Source organism: Chitinophaga niabensis (assembly GCF_039545795.1).
GTDB classification, from domain to species: domain Bacteria; phylum Bacteroidota; class Bacteroidia; order Chitinophagales; family Chitinophagaceae; genus Chitinophaga; species Chitinophaga niabensis_B.
Genome location: NZ_CP154260.1, coordinates 6181309 through 6206528 on the forward strand (window position 1 = coordinate 6181309; position 25220 = coordinate 6206528).

The 25220-nt window shown below is 45.5% G+C and carries 29 protein-coding genes; 10 read left to right on the forward strand and 19 right to left on the reverse strand.

What is annotated here, in order from left to right; genetic code table 11:
* Nucleotides 1–56: 56 nt before the first annotated feature.
* The 3 genes from AAHN97_RS24790 to AAHN97_RS24800 are packed head-to-tail and all read right to left on the reverse strand — an operon-like array spanning nt 57 to nt 1997.
* A complete protein-coding gene (locus AAHN97_RS24790; RefSeq protein ID WP_343304780.1) occupies nt 57–755 on the reverse strand; it encodes a DUF4377 domain-containing protein in 699 nt (232 codons plus the stop codon).
* Nucleotides 756–791: 36 nt separating this feature from the next.
* Complete coding sequence (locus tag AAHN97_RS24795) at nt 792–1376, reverse strand: YiiX family permuted papain-like enzyme (protein WP_343304781.1); 585 nt, start codon at nt 1374–1376, stop codon at nt 792–794.
* A gap of 12 nt (nt 1377–1388) precedes the next feature.
* Nucleotides 1389–1997 carry a DUF4241 domain-containing protein gene (locus AAHN97_RS24800; RefSeq protein ID WP_343304782.1) on the reverse strand — a complete coding sequence of 203 codons (609 nt, stop codon included), beginning with the start codon at nt 1995–1997 and terminating at the stop codon, nt 1389–1391.
* Between the two features lie 596 nt (nt 1998–2593).
* Between AAHN97_RS24800 and AAHN97_RS24805 the strand changes: the two genes are divergently transcribed.
* Both AAHN97_RS24805 and AAHN97_RS24810 read left to right on the forward strand, forming a co-directional pair.
* Nucleotides 2594–3145, forward strand: a complete 552-nt coding sequence (locus AAHN97_RS24805) for a CAP domain-containing protein (RefSeq protein WP_343304783.1) — start codon at nt 2594–2596, stop codon at nt 3143–3145.
* A gap of 235 nt (nt 3146–3380) precedes the next feature.
* Nucleotides 3381–3935 carry a CAP domain-containing protein gene (locus AAHN97_RS24810; RefSeq protein ID WP_343304784.1) on the forward strand — a complete coding sequence of 185 codons (555 nt, stop codon included), beginning with the start codon at nt 3381–3383 and terminating at the stop codon, nt 3933–3935.
* Nucleotides 3936–3944: 9 nt separating this feature from the next.
* On the opposite strand, the gene AAHN97_RS24815 is transcribed toward AAHN97_RS24810, so the two are convergent.
* Nucleotides 3945–4196 (reverse strand): hypothetical protein, encoded by a 252-nt coding sequence (locus tag AAHN97_RS24815; protein ID WP_343304785.1) that lies wholly within the window; start codon nt 4194–4196, stop codon nt 3945–3947.
* Nucleotides 4197–4206: 10 nt separating this feature from the next.
* Nucleotides 4207–4977 carry a glycoside hydrolase family 25 protein gene (locus AAHN97_RS24820; protein WP_343304786.1) on the reverse strand — a complete coding sequence of 257 codons (771 nt, stop codon included), beginning with the start codon at nt 4975–4977 and terminating at the stop codon, nt 4207–4209.
* 111 nt (nt 4978–5088) lie between these two features.
* Here AAHN97_RS24820 and AAHN97_RS24825 point away from each other — a divergent pair, with 111 nt between their 5' ends.
* Complete coding sequence (locus tag AAHN97_RS24825; protein ID WP_343304787.1) at nt 5089–6114, forward strand: radical SAM/SPASM domain-containing protein; 1026 nt, start codon at nt 5089–5091, stop codon at nt 6112–6114.
* Between the two features lie 25 nt (nt 6115–6139).
* Here the strand turns inward: AAHN97_RS24825 and AAHN97_RS24830 are convergent, their stop codons facing one another.
* Genes AAHN97_RS24830 through AAHN97_RS24840 form a run of 3 tightly spaced genes read right to left on the reverse strand, consistent with a single transcriptional unit; the run spans nt 6140 to nt 7156 of the window.
* Nucleotides 6140–6508, reverse strand: a complete 369-nt coding sequence (locus AAHN97_RS24830; protein ID WP_343304788.1) for a hypothetical protein — start codon at nt 6506–6508, stop codon at nt 6140–6142.
* Nucleotides 6509–6521: 13 nt separating this feature from the next.
* Nucleotides 6522–6929 (reverse strand): hypothetical protein, encoded by a 408-nt coding sequence (locus AAHN97_RS24835; protein WP_343304789.1) that lies wholly within the window; start codon nt 6927–6929, stop codon nt 6522–6524.
* A gap of 32 nt (nt 6930–6961) precedes the next feature.
* On the reverse strand, nt 6962–7156 hold the full coding sequence (locus tag AAHN97_RS24840; RefSeq protein WP_074241613.1) for a YtxH domain-containing protein: 195 nt from the start codon (nt 7154–7156) through the stop codon (nt 6962–6964).
* Nucleotides 7157–7370: 214 nt separating this feature from the next.
* Here AAHN97_RS24840 and AAHN97_RS24845 point away from each other — a divergent pair, with 214 nt between their 5' ends.
* Nucleotides 7371–8447 carry an AI-2E family transporter gene (locus AAHN97_RS24845; RefSeq protein WP_343304790.1) on the forward strand — a complete coding sequence of 359 codons (1077 nt, stop codon included), beginning with the start codon at nt 7371–7373 and terminating at the stop codon, nt 8445–8447.
* 16 nt (nt 8448–8463) lie between these two features.
* Here the strand turns inward: AAHN97_RS24845 and nadD are convergent, their stop codons facing one another.
* From nadD to paaA, 5 genes are read right to left on the reverse strand one after another with little or no spacing between them, the layout of a single operon-like run.
* On the reverse strand, nt 8464–9036 hold the full coding sequence (gene nadD, locus AAHN97_RS24850) for a nicotinate (nicotinamide) nucleotide adenylyltransferase (protein WP_343304791.1): 573 nt from the start codon (nt 9034–9036) through the stop codon (nt 8464–8466).
* A gap of 16 nt (nt 9037–9052) precedes the next feature.
* Complete coding sequence (gene paaD / locus AAHN97_RS24855; protein WP_343304792.1) at nt 9053–9538, reverse strand: 1,2-phenylacetyl-CoA epoxidase subunit PaaD; 486 nt, start codon at nt 9536–9538, stop codon at nt 9053–9055.
* A gap of 2 nt (nt 9539–9540) precedes the next feature.
* A complete protein-coding gene (gene paaC / locus AAHN97_RS24860; protein WP_343304793.1) occupies nt 9541–10305 on the reverse strand; it encodes a 1,2-phenylacetyl-CoA epoxidase subunit PaaC in 765 nt (254 codons plus the stop codon).
* A 2-nt stretch (nt 10306–10307) separates the two neighbouring features.
* A complete protein-coding gene (locus tag AAHN97_RS24865) occupies nt 10308–10682 on the reverse strand; it encodes a 1,2-phenylacetyl-CoA epoxidase subunit B (protein WP_343304794.1) in 375 nt (124 codons plus the stop codon).
* Between the two features lie 10 nt (nt 10683–10692).
* Complete coding sequence (gene paaA / locus AAHN97_RS24870) at nt 10693–11691, reverse strand: 1,2-phenylacetyl-CoA epoxidase subunit PaaA (protein WP_343304795.1); 999 nt, start codon at nt 11689–11691, stop codon at nt 10693–10695.
* Between the two features lie 127 nt (nt 11692–11818).
* On the opposite strand from paaA, the gene AAHN97_RS24875 reads away from it, so the two are divergent.
* From AAHN97_RS24875 to AAHN97_RS24885, 3 genes are read left to right on the forward strand one after another with little or no spacing between them, the layout of a single operon-like run.
* Nucleotides 11819–12448 (forward strand): hypothetical protein, encoded by a 630-nt coding sequence (locus AAHN97_RS24875; RefSeq protein WP_343304796.1) that lies wholly within the window; start codon nt 11819–11821, stop codon nt 12446–12448.
* Nucleotides 12449–12477: 29 nt separating this feature from the next.
* Complete coding sequence (locus AAHN97_RS24880) at nt 12478–12915, forward strand: carboxypeptidase-like regulatory domain-containing protein (RefSeq protein WP_343304797.1); 438 nt, start codon at nt 12478–12480, stop codon at nt 12913–12915.
* 25 nt (nt 12916–12940) lie between these two features.
* A complete protein-coding gene (locus AAHN97_RS24885; RefSeq protein ID WP_343304798.1) occupies nt 12941–14380 on the forward strand; it encodes a S41 family peptidase in 1440 nt (479 codons plus the stop codon).
* A gap of 64 nt (nt 14381–14444) precedes the next feature.
* Here AAHN97_RS24885 and AAHN97_RS24890 read toward each other — a convergent pair whose 3' ends face one another.
* From AAHN97_RS24890 to AAHN97_RS24905, 4 genes are all read right to left on the reverse strand, one after another.
* Complete coding sequence (locus tag AAHN97_RS24890) at nt 14445–15335, reverse strand: M28 family peptidase (protein WP_343304799.1); 891 nt, start codon at nt 15333–15335, stop codon at nt 14445–14447.
* A 35-nt stretch (nt 15336–15370) separates the two neighbouring features.
* Nucleotides 15371–17497 (reverse strand): ferrous iron transport protein B, encoded by a 2127-nt coding sequence (gene feoB, locus AAHN97_RS24895; protein WP_343304800.1) that lies wholly within the window; start codon nt 17495–17497, stop codon nt 15371–15373.
* A 180-nt stretch (nt 17498–17677) separates the two neighbouring features.
* Nucleotides 17678–19447: a PspC domain-containing protein gene (locus tag AAHN97_RS24900; RefSeq protein WP_343304801.1), complete on the reverse strand. Its 1770-nt coding sequence runs from the start codon at nt 19445–19447 to the stop codon at nt 17678–17680.
* A 40-nt stretch (nt 19448–19487) separates the two neighbouring features.
* Entirely contained in the window at nt 19488–19826 is a 339-nt protein-coding gene (locus AAHN97_RS24905; RefSeq protein ID WP_343304802.1) for a PadR family transcriptional regulator, read from the reverse strand.
* 383 nt (nt 19827–20209) lie between these two features.
* Here AAHN97_RS24905 and AAHN97_RS24910 point away from each other — a divergent pair, with 383 nt between their 5' ends.
* The 3 genes from AAHN97_RS24910 (at nt 20210) to AAHN97_RS24920 (ending at nt 23054) form a co-directional block, all read left to right on the forward strand.
* A complete protein-coding gene (locus AAHN97_RS24910) occupies nt 20210–20473 on the forward strand; it encodes a hypothetical protein (protein ID WP_343304803.1) in 264 nt (87 codons plus the stop codon).
* 234 nt (nt 20474–20707) lie between these two features.
* Nucleotides 20708–22354 carry a SulP family inorganic anion transporter gene (locus AAHN97_RS24915; protein WP_343304804.1) on the forward strand — a complete coding sequence of 549 codons (1647 nt, stop codon included), beginning with the start codon at nt 20708–20710 and terminating at the stop codon, nt 22352–22354.
* Between the two features lie 28 nt (nt 22355–22382).
* Entirely contained in the window at nt 22383–23054 is a 672-nt protein-coding gene (locus tag AAHN97_RS24920) for a carbonic anhydrase family protein (protein ID WP_343304805.1), read from the forward strand.
* Between the two features lie 48 nt (nt 23055–23102).
* Here AAHN97_RS24920 and AAHN97_RS24925 read toward each other — a convergent pair whose 3' ends face one another.
* Complete coding sequence (locus tag AAHN97_RS24925) at nt 23103–24194, reverse strand: mannose-1-phosphate guanylyltransferase (protein ID WP_074241599.1); 1092 nt, start codon at nt 24192–24194, stop codon at nt 23103–23105.
* A 3-nt stretch (nt 24195–24197) separates the two neighbouring features.
* Entirely contained in the window at nt 24198–25172 is a 975-nt protein-coding gene (locus tag AAHN97_RS24930) for a KpsF/GutQ family sugar-phosphate isomerase (protein WP_343304806.1), read from the reverse strand.
* Nucleotides 25173–25220: the final 48 nt, after the last annotated feature.

Below are 25220 nucleotides of genomic sequence, written 5' to 3' on the forward strand. Positions count from 1 at the left end.
TATAGGATTCCCCTATCTTGACCCTATGTCGAGCCTATGTCAAGAATTGGAATCTCCTACTTTGCCTTTTCTTTTGAGATCACTTCTGCCAGTTTATACTCATAAGCACCTACGTCCTGGATACGGGGATCGCGGGGGATGCGGTTCACTTTCAGCTTATAGATGTTCCCTTTTTCATAGCTGAAGCTGTCTATCGGTTCGGAGAGCCTGTCCCATTTTGCATCGGGGAGTAATTTATCTCCGTACACCACATCGTAACATTTGGTTTTGCCGAATCCGGGGCCACGGTCACATTCTGTTTCATTTTTTACCCAGATGATCAGTTCTTTTGTGGTGGGGGCGGGTTTCTCTTTCTTTATAAGCGTTAATCCGTCCGAACCGTAATCATCTCCTATATAGCGAAGATCATTCCCATCCTGTTTAAAGATCAGGGAATCTTTTTGAGGATTGCCGCTGCCTACGGTAACGAGTGTGATCAGGTATTTTCCACTGTCCAGCGGAGACCAGTTACCCATTTGCACAATTTCAGGGGTGTTGTTGAGATAGTCCGTGGTCATTTCCGCATCGTTTGTGGTTTTCAGCGTGAGGCCTATTAATCTTCCGGGAGAGGATGCTGCGGCCAGGCTGGCTTCGTAATAACCATCTGCATTAACAGCAGCCTGCGCGCTATCAGTTGTGACAGCTGTTTTAGGAGCATTCTGGCAAGCAGCCAAGCTGCATGCACCTGCCAGGAGGAATAGTTGAAGCTTTTTCATGAGGATATAACATTTAAAAAGAAAGAGAGTTCTCTTTTATTGAGAAACCACGGTTTTCAATAGTGGACTTTCATAGATATCACCGGGAGATACCATCATTTCTTCTAAAGGAATATTCTTTCCATACCTTTCTTTCAATGTGGCTTTTACCAGCGGATGGCTGAGATCATAACTGCGCAGTGGATTGCGTTTACCCACTTCTATACCCATCGTTTCTTTATAGATCTTCCACACCAGTTCAGAGCAATAGATCCTATCGTCCGACCATTCGAAATAACTGTCGTAGCTTTTCCCCATGTATTTATTGCCTGCGTCCTGCATTCTTTTGACCACGGCAGTGGTGATCAGTGAATCTGCGATAAGGCGTTTCACAACAAAATGTTTGTCGCCCCGTAGGATCCATTCTTCCAGGCGTGTTTGCGTTACAGGCTGTACAGCTTCCCATACATACCAGTCTTTCCCTTTCTTAAATAAGATGCCGCAGTGGCTGTATTTGGAATGCGTGGCTAATTCAATGGCCTGGCATTGCGGGGAAATATTGGATTGGAAGATGATATCTCCTTCTGCAAGTTCATTGTTTTGCGCCAGGTATAGGAGCAGCAATAAACGAATGGCTAACATGGGCGGAATAATTTAGAGTACCATAAAATCGATCACAAAACTGCAAACATCTCCTTCTTCAGACAATCCCCAGTAAGCGGGATAAATTCCATCGCCGTAACCGGTATGGAACATGATCACGTTTTGTTGCGGGCGTGCCGGGAGATAGAAATTAAAGCTATGATTTTCTTCTATCCCGTTGCGTGCAAATGCAGAAGCAAAGAGTGAATCATAAATATTGCCGTTCGGATTGTCTTTAAAAAAACGTTCCAGGTAACTATTATAGTGTTTTTGTGTATGGGCATCGCAGATACAACCAATGCCGGCATCCACGGTGAAACCATAATATATATCTGCAATATAGGAGTGGCCGGAAGACTGGCCGGGTACCATGGCCAATTCCCAACGGACTGCCCGTTTATCAGAGAGTTCCAGTTTGATCAAAGTATTCTTGCGGTGGTTACCGCTGCCGGAAAGGACCATGTAAACAGGATACTCACCTGTGGGGACTTTACGTGTAAATGGTAATGCATCATGCAGGCCCAGGAGTGGATCACATGCCACAACAAAGCCGCTTGAAAGTGTAAGCTTTCCAAGATAACGGTGCTCCAAAGGAATGCCGTTGACGGTATGCTGCTCCAAAATCAGGTTGTAGTCCTGTGCTGCATACCGAATTTTTCTCGTGCTGTACTTTAAAAAAAAGCTTTTGAAGAAGTCAAGCAATGTGTAACAGTTAATATAAATCTTATAGCTGATATAAGAGGGTTTAAAAATACGATCTAAGCATCAAATAATTCAAATTCCGGGCCATCTATTCAACCTTGCGGCTGACATTTATATTTTTACATTTTATTATTATTTTATATATTTGGTGAGCTATCATATCTATATAAACGAAAGTCTGGAATTGTTACTATTTGCCTATGCCCAAACCATGATAGTATTTTAACATGAACCTATACATTATTGCCTATGAAAACATTTGCAAGCACTTAACAATCAACATGTTAACAGAAAATTTACAAGCAGGAAAGGCTCAAAAGGTGATTCAGGCATTAGCTTTGCAAACGCTTATGCCGTTCAAATTTGTCTGGTGATCCATTTGTTCTCCCAAAAGACACAGCAATCAGACAAGTGGTATTTTTTTCGCATATCTCCGTGAAGCCATCTTATTTTTTACCGTAGCCTTCCTGTAAACCATCAAGGTTTTATTGTTCATTTTTTTAAATCATCAAAACATGATGAAGGGAATCGTACGCCCTGCAATGATCGCGGGCGCATCGTTATGGGTATTACTTTCTGTGGCATGCAGTAAATCTCCGTTAATGGAAGTAACACCACCACCGCCGCCACCTATTAAGGACACAACGTTTGTAATGAATAACCCGGTTAACCAGGAGTTATTAATATCATTAGTAAATGACATCCGCACAAAAGGATGTAATTGTGGCGATACATTTATGGCAGCCGCCACACCTATTACATGGAGCAGGCCATTAGAAAGAGCGGCGTATTTACATAGCAAGGATATGTTCGAGAATAATTATTTCAGTCATAATGACCTCGAGGGAGGAAATGGTGGAAAACGAATTGCCAGTATGGGGTATGTCTGGAAGGCCTGGGGGGAAAATATTGCCCTTGGCGTGCTCAATGAGCGTACCGTAGTAGATGGTTGGTTCAAAAGTGTAACCCACTGTAAAGTGCTGATGACCAGCAGTTTTCGTGAAATGGGGGTTGCTAAGGTGGGCAACTTCTGGAGCCAGGAAATGGCCGTCCCTAAAGCGTTCTAGCGGATTATATACAGATTACAGCTCATACTACATTGATCTGTAATCTGTTATTTTCATTAACATATTTTTTGCATGCTCCCAGTGCTTTATTCCGGCCGGCAGGTTATCTTTGATCCGGAATTAAAGATCTATTCTTCCTTTTTAACCCTCCTCCTCTGAAAGAACCATTCGTTTTGTTTTAGCCTTTTTCCTATTAAGAACCCAGTACCTATTTTTTATTTTAACTGGGATTTACATGTTACCGAATAATAACCGCTTAGTACCTTTTGTTATTTCCATTCTGCTGTTCGCTACTGCGTGCACTAAAGAAGCACCGCTGGAGCCGCAACTGCCGGAAGAACCCAATACACAAGAACCAGGAACAGTTCCTGTGTTTGAGAACAACGTCAATAAAGAAGTGCTGCTTTCTCTTATAAATAATGTGCGTACCAAAGGATGTAATTGTGGTGGTGAAGTGATGCCGCCGGTAGAGCCGCTTAAATGGAACCTTTACCTGGAACTGGCTGCTGCCAACCATAGTAAGGATATGCAGACCCGTAAATATTTTGCGCATAACAGTCCTAATGGCAGCACTCCGCAAACCCGCATTGCAAATGCTGGTTATAAAGCCTCCTGGTCTGGTGAAAACATTGCTTCAGGGCCTGCTACAGAACTGGCAGTGATCGATGGCTGGTTGAAAAGTGCAGGGCATTGCAAGAACATCATGAATGCTAATTACAGAGATGTAGCTGTGGCGCGTGCAGGAAATATCTGGACACAGACTTTCGGTGCCACTTCTTCCAAACAATAAAAGATAAGATCAGGGGGCGGGCATTTTCTTTCGCCATAAGCGCCAGAGGAAATAGATATAAGCCCCCATGCTGAGGCCAAACCAGATGTAGAATAGTGTTAACCTGGTGGGCGTGGATTCTTCCGGGATGCCGAAGCCAAGATACATGCCCATAAAAATATCGATCATCATCAGGATCAGCCCAATGAAGATGGTGCGGATGATCTTCACAAAGAATTGCAGAAGCTTCCAGTCGAAATTATCTTTTGGTTCTTCTTCCATAGTAGTAAAGTTACGGAATACAGAGCTTTAGGAGCTCAGTACTGTCTCCCCTGAAAACGTTAAAATCCACGGTTGTTCTGATGCCGTTCACATGCCCGATATCGCTGTGCTGCCAGAAAACCCAGTTCCGGGCACTGCGGGGTTTATCTTTCTGATAATAATGCGCCACCCATAGCGGGTAATCGTCAAATTCTTTACCCAGGTATTTTTCGTAGAAATGAATATTGGTGTAGATAATGGGTTTTACGCCGTAGGCCTTTTCCATGTCTTCCAGCCAGATGCGGGCTGTGCTGCGGATCACGGCGGGAGGCTGATTGTTATGTACTTCGATGTCCAGCACCGGGGGGAGGTCTCCTGATTCCAGCTGTACCACATTCCTGAAATTGATGGCCTGCTTGATAGGATCGCGGGTGGAATAGAAAAAGTGATAGGCTCCGCGGATCACGCCGGCTTCTTTGGCTTTTTCCCAGTTCCGCTGAAAAGTACCGTCCTGGCGGCTGATCCCTTCGGTGGCTTTAATAAAGGCAAAGGATATACGAATTTCATCTACCTGCATTTGCCTTACGGCCATCCAGTTCACATTTCCCTGGAATTTGGAGATATCAATGCCATGTACGGAGTAATTCACGGGCATATCTATTCCAAATTCCTCATACCGTACAAAGGTCATGGGTTCTTTTGTACGCAGCCACCACCAAGCAGCGGCGGCAGCTCCGGCCAGGCTGATGAACACAAAAATGTAGATAAAGGGGCGCCTCCGCACGCGTTTACTTCTTGCCATTCTTTACTGGTGTGCTATGAAATTCAGGAGCAAGTATAGGGCAATTTTTTGTGCTATGCATGAAAGCCCGCAGAGTTGTAGTAAATTTAGGCTCCTAAAGAGGCCCGAATTATGCCGAAACTGAACCTGAATGACTCGTTGAACTTTCTGTCAAAATTTACTTTCCGCCGCGGTTGGAACGCGGGAAAAGTATTGGGCAGTTTCTACTGGAGCAAGTGGAGAAAGAAACCTATTCAATGGGGCTTTCCTATTTCCATCTCCTTTGAGCCTACCACTTCCTGTAATCTCCGTTGCCCGGAATGCCCCAGCGGGCTGAGGGCTTTTACCAGGCCTACAGGTATGCTGGATAATAAATTCTTCCGGGAAACCATTGATGAGCTGCATAAGGACCTGCTGTACCTGATCTTTTATTTCCAGGGAGAGCCTTACCTGAACACGGCTTTCCTGGATATGGTGAAATATGCTTCCGGTAAAGGGATTTACACCGCTACTTCCACCAATGCGCATTATCTCACGGATGCCAATGCTAAGAAAACAGTGGAAAGCGGACTGGACAGGCTGATCATTTCCATAGATGGTACTACACAGGATGTGTATACACAATACCGTGTTGGCGGGAACCTGAATAAAGTGATCGAGGGCGCGAAGAATATTGTGAAATGGAAAAAGGAGCTGAACTCTAAAAAACCCTTTGTGTTCTTCCAGTTCCTGGTAGTTAAACCAAATGAGCACCAGATAGAAGATATCAAGAAGTTAGCTGCCGAAGTGGGGGTAGACGAGGTGCGGTTTAAAACGGCGCAGGTATATGATTATGAGGAAGGCAATCGCCTGATCCCTACCATAGATAAGTATTCCCGCTATCGTAAAAATGAAGATGGAACTTATGCCATTAAAAATACGATGGAAGACCATTGCTGGCGCTTATGGCATTCCCCGGTAATTACCTGGGATGGCCTGGTAGTGCCCTGCTGCTTTGATAAAGACGCCACACATAAACTGGGAGACCTGAAATCGACCAACTTCAAAACGCTGTGGCATAATGAAAGTTATGTGAACTTCCGCAGCCAGATCATCAAGGGGCGTAAGCACATTGATATCTGTGCGAATTGCAGTGAAGGAACAAAGGTTTGGGGCTAAGATTGTTCTCTGTTGCAGCTTGGGATCACTCTTCTTCTGCTTCTTTAGCCGCTGCTTTTTGTGCCTTTTTGCGCCGTCTTTTCTGTTGAAAATTATTCACGAGTTTTACGCCGAACCGTACAGCAATAAATTCCAGTGCTGTCATCAGCGCACTGGTGAGCAGTGATTTACCGGAGCCGCTTTTGAAGGCTGTTTGCGCTACTTTACCTACAAAGCCAAGCACACCGCTATTGGCCACACCGGGGATCACGCTGTTCATGGCCATGGATCTGTAATTGGCCTTGAAATGGTCTACACGCTCTCCCAGCTGGTCTTCCAGCCCACGGCTCTTTTGCCTGAGGCGGAGAATTTCCTCTTCAAGCATAGCCAGATTAGTTACTTTTTTCTTAGGCATGTTTTGGAAAGTATTATTGTGCCATTTGATCTTTTGCTTTTTTCTTTTCCTCATTCCTCTCTTCCATTTCTTCTATCTCTTCTACCAGTTCGGATGCTAACAGGTTAGCGAGCGGGCGCTGGATGAGGCTTTTGCGGAATACTAATATGAGGGCGAACAGGAAGATAAAAAAGCCCGCAGCCCAGGCAAAGCCCAGTGTGAAGCTGTTGTACTTTTCGCCTATCCAGAAACCTAACATCATTCCGAGGAAAACGACCACAAAAAAGAACAGCAGGAAAGCCATGAGCAGCGAAAAGAACAGACCTAACGCTTTCGACAGCTTTCCTGCTGCCTGCAGTTTAATGAGATCGAGCCGGGTTTCCACGTATTCCCTGGCCACCTTGCCCGTCTCAGAAAAATAGTTGGAAAAATTATCTTCCATGCTTTGATTTTTTAGATGCTAAAAAGGAATCCTTAAGTTAATTCATTTTCCATGGCATCTTCAAATTGTTGTTTTTTAGCGCGGAATTTATCTTTCAACTTATCCGCCTGGAATCTTAATTTTTCTACCAGTTCATCTTTTTTGTCTGAATTCAGGAAATAACCCACGGCTACGCCAACGGCAGCTCCTACAATAAAAGACACCACCGCTTTTGAACTTCTGCTCATAGTTAAGAATTTTTAAAGTGAAAGATTGGGTTCTGGGGAGTGTTGGGGATTCCATCTACTCCGCATTAAAGGTTACAAACTTTGTTCCATAATTGTTCACTTCCTCTCTTTTGTTGTTAAAACAGCATTATATTTCCCTCCGGTGGTGCACTGGCATACTTTGTGATCCACTCAAAATCACGTAGGTTTGATATAACCACCCACAAGATCCACTATGAGCTACCTCGACAATGAACGCCTGAAACAGGTTGTATTTTTACTGATCCTTGCATTTTTGGGCATCATCCTTTTTAAAGAGCTGTATGCATTTTTCCCTGGTTTCCTGGGTGCGGTAACACTCTATGTGCTTTCCAGGAAGTGGATGTTCCGCCTGGTGGAGCAACGCAAATGGGGCAGGAGCTGGGCTGCCACATTGATTATGGTCTTATCTTTCCTGATCATTCTATTGCCTATCGGGGGATTGGTGAACATGCTCACCTCTAAGGTAACTTATGCCATCACCCATTCTTCTGAACTGATCAAAGGGCTGGAAAAATTCAACCAGCAAATGCAGCAATCCCTGGGGGTTAACCTGATGACGGAAGCCCGTTTGCAGAAAATACAGGAAACTATCACCAATGTGCTGCCGGGCTTTGTGGGCGCCACTTTCAATACGCTCACGGCTATTGCCATCATGTACTTTATATTGTATTTCATGCTGGTGAATGCGCGGGAAATGGAAGAGGCCCTTTATGAATATATTCCGCTGAAAGATGAGAACGTGGAATTGCTGGGGAAAGAGATGAAGAACATGGTAGTGAGCAATGCCATCGGGATTCCGCTGATAGCATTGATACAGGGGATCGTGTCTTTGATAGGATACCTGATCTTTGGCGTGCCGGAGCCTATGTTCTGGTTTGTGGTAACGTGCTTTACGGCCATGCTCCCTATTATTGGGGCTGCCGCCGTATATGTGCCCATGGGTGTTTTCCTCCTTTCTTCCGGGCAAACATGGCAGGGTGTTGCGATCCTGATCTATGGATTTGGTGCGGTGGGAACTTCTGATAACCTGTTCAGGATGATGCTGGCTAAAAAGATCGGGGATGTGCATCCATTGATCACCATCTTTGGTGTGATCATAGGTGTAAGCCTCTTTGGGTTTATCGGACTGATATTCGGGCCGCTGCTGATCTCCTTGTTTATTGTGCTTTTAAAGATCTATTCCAATGAATACCTCGTTAAAAAACGGGAAGTTAAAATTGTGAAAACGGCACATTCCAAAGAAAAGCAGGTGAAAAAGTCGGGGGATTAATTCCACAGTTTGTTGATCAGCCCTTATAATAGTTATTGTCTGCCATATATTTCCAGATAGCATCGGGTACCATGTACCGCACGGATCTGCCTTCCTGGATCCATTTGCGGATGTTGCTGGAGGAAATGTCCAGCATCGGCGCATTCACGAACTTCACATTGGCACCGTAGGTTTCTTTGATCTCATGGCCGGGACGGTTATATACATAAATAGCATACCGGGCTATCAGCTGTTCATAGTTCTTCCAGCGGGAGATGTTCTGAAAACTGTCGCTGCCCATGATCACTACAAACTCCTGGGTGGGGAATTTCTCTGTGAGATAAGTTAAAGTATCTATAGTGAAGGAAGGGCGAGGTAAAGAAAATTCAATATTACTGACTCTTAAACGGGGCTCGTCTGCCACTGCCATTTCGGCCATGTGAAAACGATGATGTTCATTCAGCAGGCTGGAAGATGCTTTCAAAGGGTTGTGCGGAGATACTACCAACCAAACTTTATCGAGGTCCGTATGATAGGCCATAAAATTGGCGATGATCATATGACCCGTGTGTATAGGGTTGAAAGAACCAAAGTATAAACCAATTTTCATGATGGCAATATACTAATTAATCCAGCGGTTTGAAATGCTCAAACACCTGGCCGCAATCTTTACAGAAATGAATGGCGCGGCAGAGGGTAGAGCCAAATGGGGAACGCAGGTAAGTATCGTTGCCATTGCAATGTGGGCAGGTAGTGCCGAGGAAGTATTCCGAGTAGTCCTCTCCGTTATAGGGCTTAGGCGGTGTGATGCCAAAGTTCTTTAGTTTTTCCTTTCCGCTTTCCGTCATCCGGTTGCTGTTCCAGCTTTCTTCCTTATCTATTTCCACCATTATCTCTGTGTGCAGCTGATCCTGCAATACGGAACGGATGTTGCGCCGGATCAGTTCAACGGCCGGGCATGCGGCGAAGGTGGGGATCATTTTAACATGTACCCCTTTATCTGAAAAGGTAACAGAAGTGATCATGCCCAGGTCCAGCACATTGAGTACGGGAATTTCCGGGTCCATGACCAGTTCCAGCGCTTTATAGATATTTTGTTCATTCACTTCCATGATCACCAGGTTGCTGCAGGGTCTGTACGGAATACGGCCCCCATTTCTTCCAGTAAAGGCTGCAGGTAGATGGTATGATATCCTTTCCGGCCACCATACACGGGTTCTATTGTGTTTTCATCCGGGAGGTTTAATGCTGCTGCTGTGAGGATATTATAGATCCTGTCCTGCCACATTTCCTTCAGTGCTTTTTCGCCGGGATATACTTTTTCTGCTATCAGTATCTGCTCTGCTTCGCCGCCTGGTTCAAAAAGACCAAGTGCCAGCGGAAAACAGGCCGTAAGTGCAGATTGCATCCTGGCATGACTTTCTTCTCCTGCGCGGCATAATTGTGATACCCAGGCATTGGCATGCAGGGTATGGTATTTTATTTCTCCTTTGAGTTTTTTTGCGAGTGGCTGCAAAGGCTGGAAACTGCTTTGTTGTAATTGTTCATACCGGATAGCTTCCGCATGGTCGAACAAAAAATGCCGCATGAGGCTGAAGTCATATTCGCCATTGGGATGTTCCACAAAGTGGCAGCATTTATAGTCTTTTTCATTACGGAGGAAAGCGAACTGGTCCGGATCACTGCCTTTCAATTCTTCCTGTATGATCTTATACAAAGCCCATGCATGGCCGATCTTGTCCTGCGCCATGGATGAAAAAGCAATGTCTTCTTCCATAATAGGGCCAAGGCCGGTCCACTCTGAATTCCGGTGACCCTGGATCAGTGCATCATCCGCCATGACGGTGAGCAGGTTGCTGATTGCCGTTGTATTGATCATGTTTATTTCGCCTCTTTTTTAAATTTGTTGATCTTTTCCATGACTTTGAACCCGCTTGCATCGCGATAGGTTTTTTCGCCGTTGTTGGCAAACATGTCTTCATCTTCCGCATCGAAAGCAAGGATGTCTGCACTGCGTACTACCCATAGGTTTACACATTTCTTACGGCGGCCAAATTGTTCTTTTGCGAAGATGAGTGCCATCTGTGCATTTGGGGCATGCACGCAACCTACGTGTTCATGATGTGCGCCGCGTTTTTCCTGGTGAAATACTTCGAATGCATTCCAGTTCTCTCCTTCCTGTACGATGGCTCCTTCGCCGGAAGCGTTGAGTTTGAGCCGGTTTACCCTGGGATCTAATGATTGGTTGTTGTCCATTGCTGATATGTTATGCTACCGGAGCGGATCTTTTGTCTTTCGGATTCATTAATGCTTTACGCACCCAGCGGCCATGTTCTTCTGCCCATTTGCGTACATCCAGTCTTTCTTTATTGCAGGGGCCGCCGCCATTGATCACTTTTTTAAAGAGGTCCCAGTCGGGATCTGAATAATCCCATTTACCGGTGGTTTCATTTTTCTTCAATTTTTCATCCGGTAAAGTGAGGCCCATATCCCAGATCTTGGGAACGTAGGCTTCGAGGAACTGATTCCGCATATCATCATTACTGGCCATCTTCACTTTCCATTGCATCAGTTTTTCGCTGTGCGTGGAATTTTTATCAGGAGGGCCGAAGAAATGCATAATGGGTTGCCACCAGCGGTTCAATGCATCCTGTACCATAGCCCGTTGTGCAGGGGTACCGGCAGCGAGTTCCACAAAAGCATCGTGCCCCTGTTTGAGGTGGAAACTTTCTTCGTAACAGATCCTTTCCAGCGCACGGCAATAAGGGCCGTAGGATCCTTTGGAATTAGCGATCTGGTTCACGATAGCCGCTGCATCGATCAAAAAGCCGATCACGGTTACATCTGCCCAGGTTTCTGCCGGATAATTGAATACGTTGGAATATTTGGATTTACCACTGAGCAGATCGTTGATCATGGCCTCACGGCTTTTGCCCAGGGTTTCTGCTGCGTTATATAATAATTGTCCATGCCCTATTTCGTCCTGCACCTTTGCGATAAGTGCCAGTTTACGTTTGAAACCGGGTGCCCGGGTGATCCAGGTACCTTCCGGCAAAGCGCCGATTATCTCAGAATGGGCATGTTGTTCAATGAGGCGGATTAATTGCCTTCTGTATTCTGAAGGCATCCAGTCCCCAGGTTCGATCTTTTCTCCCCGGGCTATCCGTTCCTCAAATTCCGCCAGTTTTTCCGGATCATCGTGTAATTGCTCTTCTTTTAACTGCCGGTTATTGGGCTCGTCAAAAATGTATCCACCGCCGTACATGGAATGATTGTTTTGGTAATCTTGTAAATTACTGAATTTTGTGCGTTCCCCGAAATACCCGCCAGCACTTGTTTTTTTTAAAATTACGGGCACAAACGAAATAGATTCCCGAACTTTAACATACATCATGTTTAACCCGGTTATTTACATCGGAACCCTCTGCTGCCTTTTTGTGCAGAACACTGCTATACCCGCTTCCAATAAAGATTCCGGCAAAGTGGTAAAGGTGATCTTTTTAACAGATCCCAGGCCGGAAGATGTGGCTTCGGACACGCTTTTTTACCATCAGCGTGCTATAAAAGCAGATGATTTCCGTGCCAGCCCCCGGGGTTCCGGACCGGCTAAAAATGAGGCGATCAGTTTCACCAGTTTTGCTTTTGATGGCAGTAGCCGGCAATTCCGGGACACGCTGGAGATCACGCTTGTTTTACAGGTCTTTTGGGTGAAAAGTTCCTCCTGGTTACGTACCAGGCCCCCTTCCGCCCATACATTGGAACATGAACAATTGCACTTTGACATTACCCGCCTGGTGGCAGAGCGTTTCCGGAAAAAAGTGCTGCAAATGCCGCTCACGGCAGATGATCATGAAAGCCGGATCCAGTATGAATACCTGGAATCTTTCCGGGACATGAACCGGATGCAGGATGAATTTGACGATAAGGTGCACAATGGTATAAATGCCCTTATGCAGCAGGAATGGAAACGGAAGATCCACCGGGAGCTAATAGCAGAGGGGATTCAGCCCACCATGCAATAGCTGGCATGGATTGTGCATATTTGTAATTTATGAACCGCTTTCTGCCTTTTCTGCTCCTTTTTTCCCTGGCCGGTTTTGCCGGTTTTACCCAGCAAAAGTCTGTTTACATCATCAACGGCCGGGAAGTGGATTCTGCGGATATGGTGGGTGTAAAGGTGAAAAGGATAGATGTAGCCACAGGGCTGAGAAGTGCGGGCATGCATGAAAGGGGAGGGAAAAGGGTGCTGATCGTTCATTTGGAAGATGAACAATATAACCTCTTTGGCATCGTTACCAATGAGCGGGGAAAACCAATTGCGAATGCAAAGGTGGGAGAAGTGCAAACAGATGCCTGCGGGCATTTTTACCTGAAAGGTGTAAAAGCAGGCAGCAGGATCATGATCAGCCGCAAAGGATATGCGGACCAGTTCATCGATATTTATAAGCGGCCGGACGATCTGCTGACGGTGCAGCTCAGGAAAAAGTGATAATTTAATACTTACAATAGCATTTATGAAAAAGCGCTCCGCGATGTTCCGATACCTCCTATGTACCTTTGCCGCAGGCATTTTAATCTCCGCTTGTAAAAAGAAAGACAGCTCACCTGTTCCTGATACGGACAATGGTTATGTGAATAACTGGATCTACACCACTATGAAACAGGAATATTACTGGAATACCAGTATCACTGCTACACCGGATTATACAAAAGCTCCTTATGATTTTTTTGAAAGCCTGTTACATGCAGACGACCGTTATTCCTGGGCCGTGCCAAATTATAAAGACCTTCAGAACTCCCTGAGTGGCAATACCAAAGAAGCGGGGTACAGTGTTGGATTGTTCCTGCATGATGGTGGTACAAAACTGGGTGGGATCATTCAATATGTAAAGAAGAATTCTCCTGCTTCCGCGGCCGGTCTTAAAAGAGGACAGCTTTTCTTCCAGATCAACAATACTAATTTCAAATATTCTTCCGCCACCAATAATGCAGATGTAAATGCATTCCTGGATGCGTTGGGAAAAGATCATACCATCACGGTATACGATCATATCTATTCAAAAGACGGATTGCGTGATAGTACCTCCAATCCCACTGTTAAAAACCTCACGGTGCTGGAATATGCGGAAAACCCCGTGTACATGGATTCTGTGTATACCATCGATAATAAGAAGATCGGTTATTTCGTGTATCATTTCTTTGCGCCGGACAGGGGACAGGCGGGTTATGAAAATGAATATGATAACCAGGTGGATGCTGTTTTTGCGAAGTTCAAAGCCGCCGGCGTTAAACATCTCATCCTGGACCTCCGTTACAATGGTGGTGGCGATGCGCGTTCTACTGTTAACCTGGGAAGTAATATCGTAACGGGTTTAAGTACCACGAAGGTGTTTTTCAAGAGAGAGTATAATGCTTTCAACACGAAGAAATATACAGATGCTTATGGCGCTGATTTCTTCAAGACCTACTTTACGAATGAAGCCAATAATATCGGCACAGGGCTGGAAAGTTTTATCGTACTCACCAGTAATAACTCTGCTTCTGCGAGCGAGTTGATCATCAATGGTTTGCGGCCTTATATGGGTGTGTGGCTGATAGGTGAAAAAACGTATGGCAAGAATGTGGGTTCACAGACTTTCTATAAGATCAATGATGCTAAAAATACATGGGGGCTTCAACCGATCACTTCTAAGGCATTCAATTCCCTGGGGACTTCTGATTATACAAATGGTTTTGCACCTGATCAGGAAGTGCTGGAGAGTCTGGCGCTGGGGGATTGGGGCAATGTGAAAGAGCCTTTGCTGAATAAGGCGCTGACTAAGATCCTGGGGCATGCGCCGTTAAGGGTGGCTTCTCCTGAGAGTGTTTCCAGAACGAGGGTGCAGTATGTTGGGTCTTCGCAGATGAATAAAGCTTATTATCATATCCTGGTTGAACCGAGGCCGGGGGAATAGTTGTTTTTTTATTTTAAGAGAAGGAACTCTTATAAAAAAGCTGCATCAAACGATGCGGCTTTTTTTATTGCTTGTCTACTATCTGCACTAAGTTCAATATGCTCTTTGTTGCCTGGTAATAAAAGGAAGGATTGATCTTACTGAATTCATCAGAAGCTCTGTGGTAATCCGGATGGTCCTCCACGCCGAAGTACAGGAAGGGTATTTTCTTTTTATGAAACTCAGCATGATCGCTCTGATTAGTCCAGTTCTGGTCTTTATCTTCCGGGCGGTCGTGGCCCATGGGTAGTTTGACCTGGCTGGTGGCTGCGGCGGCAGTTACGAATTGTTTTAGTTGCGGATAATGAGCAGTGCCGCATACATACAGTTCATTCTTATCATTATGACTGATCATATCCATATTGATATTCATCAGGATCCGTGTAGCCGGTACTGGTAGTTTGGCTACGAAGGCTTTTGCTCCCTGTAATCCCATTTCTTCTGCATCGAATGCTGCAAATATGAGTGTGTGTTTGGGTTGGTTCTTCGAAAAATAAGCGGCCATAGCAAGTAGGCCGCCTATGCCGGAGGCATTATCGTCTGCGCCATTATAAATACTATCTGTTCCCGATTGAGGCTTTTTGATGCCGATATGATCGTAATGCGCGGAGATCACAATAAAACTATCGATACTTCCTTTGATGTAACCGTATAGGTTGGTGCCCATAATGCGTTTCTCTCCCTGCGTAAAATAAAAGGGCTGCTCGTAGGTATTGCTGAACTGTTGCAGGCCGGTTTGCTTTAAACGGTCCAGCAGGTAGAACTGAGCAAGGCGGTTGCCTTTGGTACCGGTTTTACGGCCTTCCATTTTATCCGCAGAGAGGGTCTGCACATCTTTCATGAGCTGAGAAGAATCGATCTGTGCGGAGGCAGACAGTGCGATCAGGCAACCAATAATTGGGAGTAGTTTTTTCATCCGGAGCGTATTTCTCCAAATGTAACGGTTTCCGCTTATTTGAATATCACATAAATAAGCCAACTGCAGACATACGCCAGTGCAGTCATGTACACGAACTGAATGATGGGATATTTCCAGGAACGGGTTTCGCGTTTCACAATGGCCAGGGTACTCATACACTGCATCGCAAACGCATAGAAGATCATAAGTGAAAGACCGGTTGCGAGTGTATATACTGGTGTTCCGTCTATCCTTGTGGCAGCCGCCATTTTTTCCCGGAGCGTGGCATCACTGTCTTCTGTTTCTCCTACACTATAGAGAGTTGCCATGGTTCCTACAAAAACTTCGCGGGCAGCAAAAGAGGTGATCAATGCGATGCCTATTTTCCAGTCAAATCCCAGGGGTTTAACAACTGGTTCAATGGCATGACCTAATATACCGGCATAAGAGTTGGCCAGTTTTTCGGATTGGAGTTGTTTGTCGAGCTCCTGAAGCCGGGCAGAATCTGAGGTTTGGGCCATCAGTTGTTCATACTTCTGATGTACGCTTTCCATGGGTTTGCCGGGTCCATAGGACGCCAGGAACCAGAGGATGATAGAGATAACCATGATCACTTTACCGGCGTCCATTACGAAGATCTTTGCCTTTTCAATCATGGTGGTGCCTACATTCTTCCAGCGCGGAGCGCGGTAAACGGGTAGTTCCATGATGAAATAACTCTTCTCCCGGATGCGGATGAACCACTTCATGATGCCGGCGATAATAATGGCCATGAAGAAACCGAGCAGGTAAAGGCCCATCATTACAAGGCCCTGCAGGCTAAGGAAACCCAGCACATTTTTATTGGGGATCACCAAAGCGATCATGATGGTGTAGATCGGCAACCTTGCAGAACAGGCCATCAGGGGAGTGATCATGATGGTGATGAGGCGTTCTTTTTTATTCTCAATATTCCGGGCAGCCATGATAGCCGGTACGGCACAAGCTACGCCACTGATCAGTGGCATTACTGATTTTCCGTTCAGGCCTACCTGCCTCATGAGCCGGTCTGTTAAAAAACTGATCCGGGCCATGTACCCGGTATCTTCCAATATGGTGATCAATCCAAAGAGGATCATGATCTGCGGGATGAAAACGGCAATACCGCCCAGGCCGGCAATGATCCCATTGATGAAGATATCACTCACTTTATTGTCTGGAAGGATCTCTGAAAACCAGCCGCTTAGGCTGCCAAATCCTGCTTCGATAAGATCCATCGGGTAGGAGGCCAGCCAGAAAATGCTTTGGAATAACAGGAAAAGTACGGCCAGGAGAATAAGGTATCCCCAGAAACGATGCAGCAGTAAGTTATCAATGCGCTCGGTTTGGAGTTGTTGCTGCAGGGGATCGGTTTCCACTACCGTAACATTCATAATATGTTTGATGCGGCCGTACCGCTGCATGATCTCTTCTGCCTGTACTTTTGTTTTATTGAATCCGTTTGTGTGGATGCTTTCTTTTATCTGCTGCTGTTGGCTTTTGCTTAGGAATTCCAGCTCATCGTAATTCACGGCTACATGTAAAGCAGCATAGTCGCTGGTTACGGGGAAGATCTTTTTCACATCGGCGATCACGGTGGGGGCGAGTTCATGATTTTCGATGAAATCCCTGGCGGGGGCGCCGAATTTCTCCTGTGCAATGAGTTCTATATTCTTTTTCAGTTGCGGCAATCCCTTGTTCTTCCGGGGATTGATGGCTACAACGGGAACGCCTAATTCTCTTTCGAGGCCGGCCAGATCTATTTCCACACCTTTTTTCTTAGCCAGGTCCATCATGGTGAGGCCAATGATCACGGGTAATTTCAGGTCTATGATCTGGGAGCAGAAGAGGAGGTTGCGTTTGAGATTGGAGGCATCGGCAATTATGAGGATCATATTGGGCCGGTCTTCCCCTTTGGGGTTGAGCAGCACATCATAGGTCACGAATTCATCTGCACTTTTTGGATAAAGGCTATAGGTACCGGGCAGGTCAATGATGGTTGCTTCCAGCTGAGGAGTAATGCGGGCGTTACCGGTTTTTTTATCAACCGTTACCCCCGGAAAATTACTCACTTTCTGGTTCAATCCCGTAAGCGCATTAAAGAGCGAGCTTTTCCCACTGTTCGGATTACCTACCAGTGCAATGTTAATTGGTGCCTTCATCCTTATCTGATCCTCCTGAATTTAGAATATGCAAAACTAGCAATAATCGATGGATGGGGATGATCGGATCGGGAAAAATCGTGTTATGCCACCTAAATACATGAAAAAACCGCGGTTGACACCGCGGTTTTGTACGTTGTTGTGAAACTAAACTTATTGTGACGAATTTCTGAAATGTTGTTAAAAGGTGCTCTGGAAGAGGAAATTCACAAATTTCGTAGCCACACTTGCCTTATCCTTTGCGGAGTCTTTATTCTTTTCCTTGCTGTCCTCTACCGGCGTGGTGTTCTGCTGGTCAGGTCCTTTATACTGATAGTTCTGCTCGAGAGAGTCCTTTACGGAGCGTTCTTTCCTTTCTTCTTCCTTCACTTTTTTCTCCCAACCATCTGCATTCATTTTTATATTGATCTGCTCTTTGCTATCCCATTCATCATCCCAGTTATCCCACCATTCATTTCTCCAGTTACGGTCAAAGCGGTAGTTATCCCATACATTTTTATCAATTGCAAGACTCTTCCCTACCGGTACAATAATGGTTATCCTTACGGACTGGTTGCGGTAGATGGAGTTACGCGGGATGGAAAACCCTGAAGGAATAAGTAATACAGAGTCCTTCTGCTTCAGTTGGATCTGGATCTCACGGGCCAGCATCTTAGCTTGTGCTACGGTACGGCCCCTGGAAGCTCTTTCCACTTCTACGGCAAAACTGTCTGTATTACTTTTCTTTACATTGATGCGGATGTCTCCGATAATGGCGGTATCATCAACCACCCGCAGGTTACCATCAAATACGTTTATATCATCCATGTCCAGCAGGTCTTCTTCCTTCTGAATAACCAGTTTTCCGGAAGAAGGCTGTGTGAGGGCAAAAGTTTCAGTTTCTCTGATCTTGGGTGCGCTAAAGTCGCGGGACAAAGAGATGGCGATCCATATCGTGAATACCACTCCCAATATCCAGAAGAACCCTAAAGTATAACCGGCGTACTTATTGGTTTGCCTAACTCCGGTCATTTTCCTTACGAGGAACATGATCAGTGAGAGTAAGGGTATACCAATGAGGAGGGAGATCGCAGGCCAGAAGAGCAGGCTTTGCATTCCGTTATCAAAAACCAGGTCTTTGATCGGGAAAAGGACCGCGGAAAAAGCAGCTGCTGCGATCAGGCCAACTACTATTGTAAAGAGTATTACGACTGCGATGAAAAGGAAGAACCCTTTTGCAACAAATGCGATCACATTTGCCAGTCCCCTGAAAAACCCTTCAATTGCAGTACCGGCATCTCTACCGAACTGTTTCCCGCGGCCCTCTGAAAAATTTCTCACATCATCTCCCATTCTTTCCATGCGGGAGCGTATGGTGTTCATTTCTTCCTGCACGGTTGCTTTAATATTATTCAGATCCACCCGTTCTCCGCGCATTTCCAGCTTTTCAGCTGCTGTTACTGCTTCAGGAGTTGCAATCCAGAGGATAAAATAAAGGAGGATACCACCACCCCAGCCAAAAGCCATGAGGGCAAATACGATACGGAAAACAACCGGATCAACATTAAAGTAAGCACCCAAACCACTACATACACCACCTAATACTTTACTATCCGGATCACGATAGAAGCGTTTCCGCGGGCGGGCGTAAGTGGCGAAGCTTTCGTTGGCCGCATGGGATTTTGACTCCTTCGTATTATTAAGAGGTTCGTCAGCAAATTGTTCCGGGGTACCCATGGAGGTTTTGATAGCCTGCACGTCTTCATCCGTGATGCAATGTGCGCCTTTGCGGATCTTATCCTGGAAGATCTCTGCGATGCGGCTTTCAATATCTCCAACGATCTCCTCGGCACCTTCCTCTTGCGAGAAATAGCGCTTAAGGCTATCCAGGTACTGCCGCAAGATCTCGTAAGCACTGTCCTCTATGGGGATCAGGCGGCTGGACAAGTTTATGTTGATAATCTTTTTCATCTCTAATTTCTGATTTTAGGTTTTAGGTCTTGGATGTATATTATTGGATGGAATGAGGTAATGTGAGCGTGTGTACAGCATTGGCCAGTTCGTTCCATGTATTTTCCAGGTCGAGGTAAAAGGCCTCGCCTTTTTCTGTCATGGAAAAATATTTCCGTGGTGGCCCGGAGCTGCTTTCTACCCAACGGTAGGTGAGTAGTTCCGCATTTTTCAGGCGAGTCAACAGTGGGTATAAAGTCCCTTCCAGGATGTCCAGCTTTGCTTCTTTCATTTTTTCGATAATGTCTGAAGGATAAGCCTCGCCTTGCTTGATGATGGAGAGGATGCAGAACTCCAGCACCCCTTTTCTCATCTGTGATTGCGTGTTGTCTATATTCATGGCAAGTGAGCTTTTTAATATTGATATTTCAGCTTTACGATACAAAGATAGGAACTATTTACTACTATGCAATACCAAATACCCTTTAATGCAAAATAACTTGCTTAGAACATTACCTGTTTTTACTTAAGTGGTTGACTATTAGTTGATAGCGATTTTAGTGGTTATTTGGGATTGTGATGAGCGGTTTTAGGGCGGGATGAATTATTTACGGCCGTTTTATAACTATAAGTACCGGGTTTATAATTAATTAAGATGCATTTAACAATTCTTTGACCCGTTAAAATATGAATTGTGAAATTCGCGGAGTATTTTTGCTTCCAACGTAAATTGACGCGATAAACATTTTGAAAAAGCTAATCAGTATATTTTTTGTCTGTCTGATGTGTGTTCAGCTGCTACCCATTGCACAAGTGGGGAAATTACTGTTTAACAATCAAATTGTAGAAGAGCATGTGGACGGTGGCTGTATGTCTAAAACATTAAAGCTTTCTCCGAATGATCTCAATTTTCACAGATATGCAGATGAGGAAACGGAGTTAAATCCTGAGTTATTCCTCCGCACATTGTCTTATAGTTATCACGAGGATATTCCTGCCAGTCCCATACAGGAGATCCAAACCCCTCCTCCAAACCATATTGGTTAATTCTCAACATCCGTGTGCTATGCCGTAGCGCACAAGTTTCAATTCCTTTTTTTCTGTACTACTACCAGATCACGCATTGATCCTGCATCATTGTTGGTTGTTTTGGGGTTCCGTTATGTCATCGCAACTGTCTTGCCTTTAAGGCGAAACGAAATGTGGTGCGGAATGCCGGCTTCAATAATGAAAAACCTATATGGGGATTGTGCGTAGAGATCTGAACAAATCACGATTTCTATGAGCAAGAAGACTGCTGTTTTTTCGAATATTAAAGGTGATCTATCGGCCGGGCTGGTCGTTTTCCTGATCGCCGTTCCATTGTGCTTAGGTATTGCCCTGGCTTCCGGCGCTCCCCTGTTTTCAGGTATGATAGCAGGTATCGTTGGTGGTCTGGTGGTTGGCTTCTTTAGTGGTTCCCATCTGAGTGTGAGTGGCCCGGCTGCAGGTTTAACTGCCATTGTGCTGAGTGCGATCACTACGCTGGGTAACTTTGAAACCTTTCTGCTGGCGGTTGTTTTAGCCGGAGCTATCCAATTGATCCTAGGCTTTATTAAAGCAGGAACGGTCGCTAATTATTTCCCCTCCAATGTTATTACGGGAATGCTTACCGCTATTGGTATCATCATTATTCTCAAACAAATTCCGCACGCATTTGGATATGATGCTGATACGATCAGCGACATGGCGTTTATCCAAACGGACGGGGAAAATTCCTTCACGGCTTTATTAAGTACGTTGAACCATATTCAATTTGGTGCGGTGATTATCACCATCGTTTCCATTGCGATCCTGTTGTACTGGAGCAAGATCCCGAAAGTGAGTGCGGTACCGGCTCCCCTGGTAGCAGTACTGGCTGGTGTGGGTATTAACCAGTTGTTCATTTCATCCGGTTCTTTATTGGGCCTGGAGCAAAGTCACCTGGTAACGCTGCCTGTTGCGGCAACTTTCAATGATTTCTTCGGACAATTCACCTTACCCAACTTTGGTGATCTCACCAACAGTAAGGTATGGGTGGTAGCGGCAACCATTGCGGTGGTGGCTTCTATTGAAACTTTGCTGAACCTGGAAGCAACGGATAAACTGGATCCGATGAAACGTTATTCTTCTCCTAACCGTGAATTGAAAGCGCAGGGTATTGGTAACATGATCAGTGGCCTGATCGGTGGTATCCCTGTTACGTCCGTGATCGTTCGTTCTTCTGCCAACATCAATTCCGGCGGCCGCACTAAATTATCGACCATGATACATGGTGGCCTGTTGCTGGTTTGTACGGCACTGATCCCTGTTCTGCTGAACAAGATACCATATGCTACACTAGCTGCGGTACTGCTGGTTACTGGTTATAAACTTTGCAAACCATCCGTATTCAAAAAGATGTTTGAAAAAGGTAAATACCAATGGATACCGTTTGCTGTTACCGTTGTGGTGATTGTCTTCACAGACCTGCTGATCGGTGTTAGTGTTGGTTTGGGAGTAAGCGTATTGTTCCTTTTATGGGGAAATCTGAAAAGCCCTTATTTCTTCCATAAAGAGAAATATCGCACGGGAGACCTGATCCGCCTGGAACTGGCGCAGGAAGTGAGTTTCCTCAATAAGGCGAACATCCTTTTAACACTGGATAAATTACCGGAGAACTCTACAGTAGTGATCGATGCAAGCAGGACAGCTTATATAGATCAGGACGTACTGGAGATCATCCGTGAGTTCACACAGATCAAAGCTCCTCAGAATAAAATAAAAGTTGTGCTTAAAGGGTTCAAAGAAGCATACAAGATCAATAACACGGACCATGTTTTTATGGAAAGTCCTGAAAAAGAAAAGCCGGTAAGCGTTATTACCAATGGCACACACAAAGACCTTCTGAAAGAATTGTCCGCAAACTAAATATCAAACGATTAAAAATATTATAATGATGAAAGCACACACATATCTTACTCAAAGCAGCCTCACGCCGGCAACAGCATTAGAACTTCTCCGTGAAGGCAATACCAGGTTTGTAAGCAACCTTCGTATAAACAGGAACCTGTTGCAACAAGTGAATCAAACGGCGGAAGGTCAGTGGCCTTTTGCTGCTATTGTTAGCTGCATGGATTCCCGTACCTCTGCAGAACTGATCTTTGACCAGGGATTGGGAGACATCTTCAGTATTCGTTTGGCCGGTGCCGTTATTTCTGAGAATGTCCTCGGAAGTTTAGAGTACGCCTGTAAAGTAGCCGGGTCCAAGATCATTGTGGTGATGGGGCATACTGGTTGCGGTGCTATCAAAGGGGCCTGCGATCATGTGGAAATGGGTAATCTTACCGGCTTGCTGGGTAAGATCCGTCCCGCAGTTTTCCAGGAAAAAACGATCAAAGAAAACAGGACCTCTTCCAATCATGAATTTGTAGAGGCTGTTACCAATATTCATACAGAACGTTCTGTACAGGCTATCCTGGAGCAAAGTGTGATCATCGCAGATATGATAGATCGCGGGGAGCTGGGTATTATTGGTGCCATGTACGATGTGGAAACAGGTGTGGTTACTTTCCATGAACATACCTGCCGCGTTGGCCAGGCCCTGGAAACTTTAAATGCACAGGCATAATTGATAATTGATAAAAAAAGCCGTCCCGGATATGGGACGGCTTTTTTGTTATAAGTATTTCTCGCCTTTGTGCCGCTTCACTTCTGCGACATATTCCTTGATCTGCTGCTCATTCTCTTTCTTACAGATCATCAGCACATCGTGCGTATCAATGATAATAAAGTCGTCCAGGCCCTGTAATAACACCAGCTTATCGTTGGGTGCTTTCACCATACATTTGGTAGCATCGATCACCATTACATTCTTTCCCTGTACGGCATTTCCGAGATAATCCTTTTCCAGGTTCTCATAAGCGGAAGCCCATGTACCCAGGTCGCTCCAGCCAAAGTTGGAAGGAATCACATACACGTTATCCGCTTTTTCCATCACACCATAATCGATGGATATGTTGGTACACTGGGAGTAAATCTTTTCAATCACATCTTTCTCCGCAGGTGTATTCAGCGCTGCGGTTTCCTGCACAAATAGTTCATCCATTTCCGGCTGGTAGGTAGCAAATGCCTGCAGGATGCTTTTAGCGTTCCATACAAAAATCCCTGCGTTCCAGAGGAAATCGCCGCTTTTCAGGAAGGTTTTTGCCAGTTCCAGGTTGGGCTTTTCCGTGAAGGTTTTCACCTGGTACACATTGTCTGCCACCTGCTGGGTTTCGTATTGAATGTAACCATACCCTGTATCCGGGCGGGTTGGTTTAATACCAAGCGTGAGCAATGCGTTATTCTTTTGTGCAAATAACAGGGCATTGAGGCAGGTACTGGTGAATTGCGTGGGATCCATGATCAGGTGATCCGCCGGCGCGCAGATGATGCTGGCTTTGGGATCTTTCTTATGGATCTTATGAGAGATGTATGCCACACAGGGTGCTGTATTTTTCCGGGAGGGCTCGCTGACGATATTGTCCTGGGGCAATAAAGGCAGCTGTTTGGCTACTGTGGAAGCATAGTTGTGATGTGTAACCACAAAAATATTCTCTGCCGGTACGAACTGTGTGAACCGTTCATAGGTCCATTGTAACAGGGTTTTACCTGTGTTCAGAATGTCCAGAAACTGCTTGGGGTAATCCGTCCGGCTATAGGGCCAAAAGCGGCTACCAATTCCTCCGGCCATAATGGCCACGTAAAAATGGTTATTTAAAGATGTCATCGCTCAAATAATTCCTTCTCGGATTAAATCGTGTAAATGTATAATTCCATGATACTGATCACCTTTCATGACCAATAGTTGCGTTATGTCGTATTCTCTCATTAATTCCAGGGCATTTACCGCCAGTTCATCCTGCTGGATGGTTTTGGGATTTTTGCTCATGATGTCCTGTGCTTTTACGCCGGCGGCATCCATGTTTTTCTCCAACATCCTTCTCAGGTCTCCGTCTGTAATGATCCCCTGCAGGTGGCCTTTCTCATCCACTACGCCCGTAACACCCAGCATTTTGGAAGAGATCTCCACGATCACTTCCCGGAGGGTGCTTTGTAGTTTCACGACCGGCAACTGGTGTAATTTGCTCAGGTCGCCCACCTTGAGGTAAAGTTTCTTACCCAGGGTACCGCCGGGGTGGAATTTGGCAAAATCCTCTGCTGTGAACCCTTTCAGCTCTATCAGGCAAACTGCCAGGGCATCTCCCATTACCAATTGTGCCGTGGTGCTGGTAGTAGGGGCCAGGTTATTAGGACAGGCTTCCTGGGACACGGTAGTGTTCAGCACAAAATGTGCCGACTGGGCCAGGTAAGAGTCTGTTTTGCCTACAATAGCCACCAGCGTGTTTCCCAGGTTCCTTACCAGGGGCACCAACACCTTAATTTCCGGGGATTCCCCACTTTTAGAGATGCAAATGACCACATCGTCCGGGGTTACCATCCCCAGATCGCCATGGATGGCGTCTGCAGCATGCATAAATAAAGCGGGTGTACCGGTAGAATTGAGGGTTGCTACTATTTTTTGGGCTATTATGGCACTTTTTCCAATGCCGGTGACCACCACACGGCCCTTTATTTGGGCAATCAACTCCACAGTTTGCACAAAGTCGTCATTGACATATTGTTCCAGGCCCCCAATGGCTGCAGATTCCAGCCTGATAGTCCGTTTTGCTGTATCCTGAATATTTACGATAGTCTTCTGTTTCATCTGGCAGCTACAAATTTATCATTTTTTAAATAAGGGCGGCGATCATAT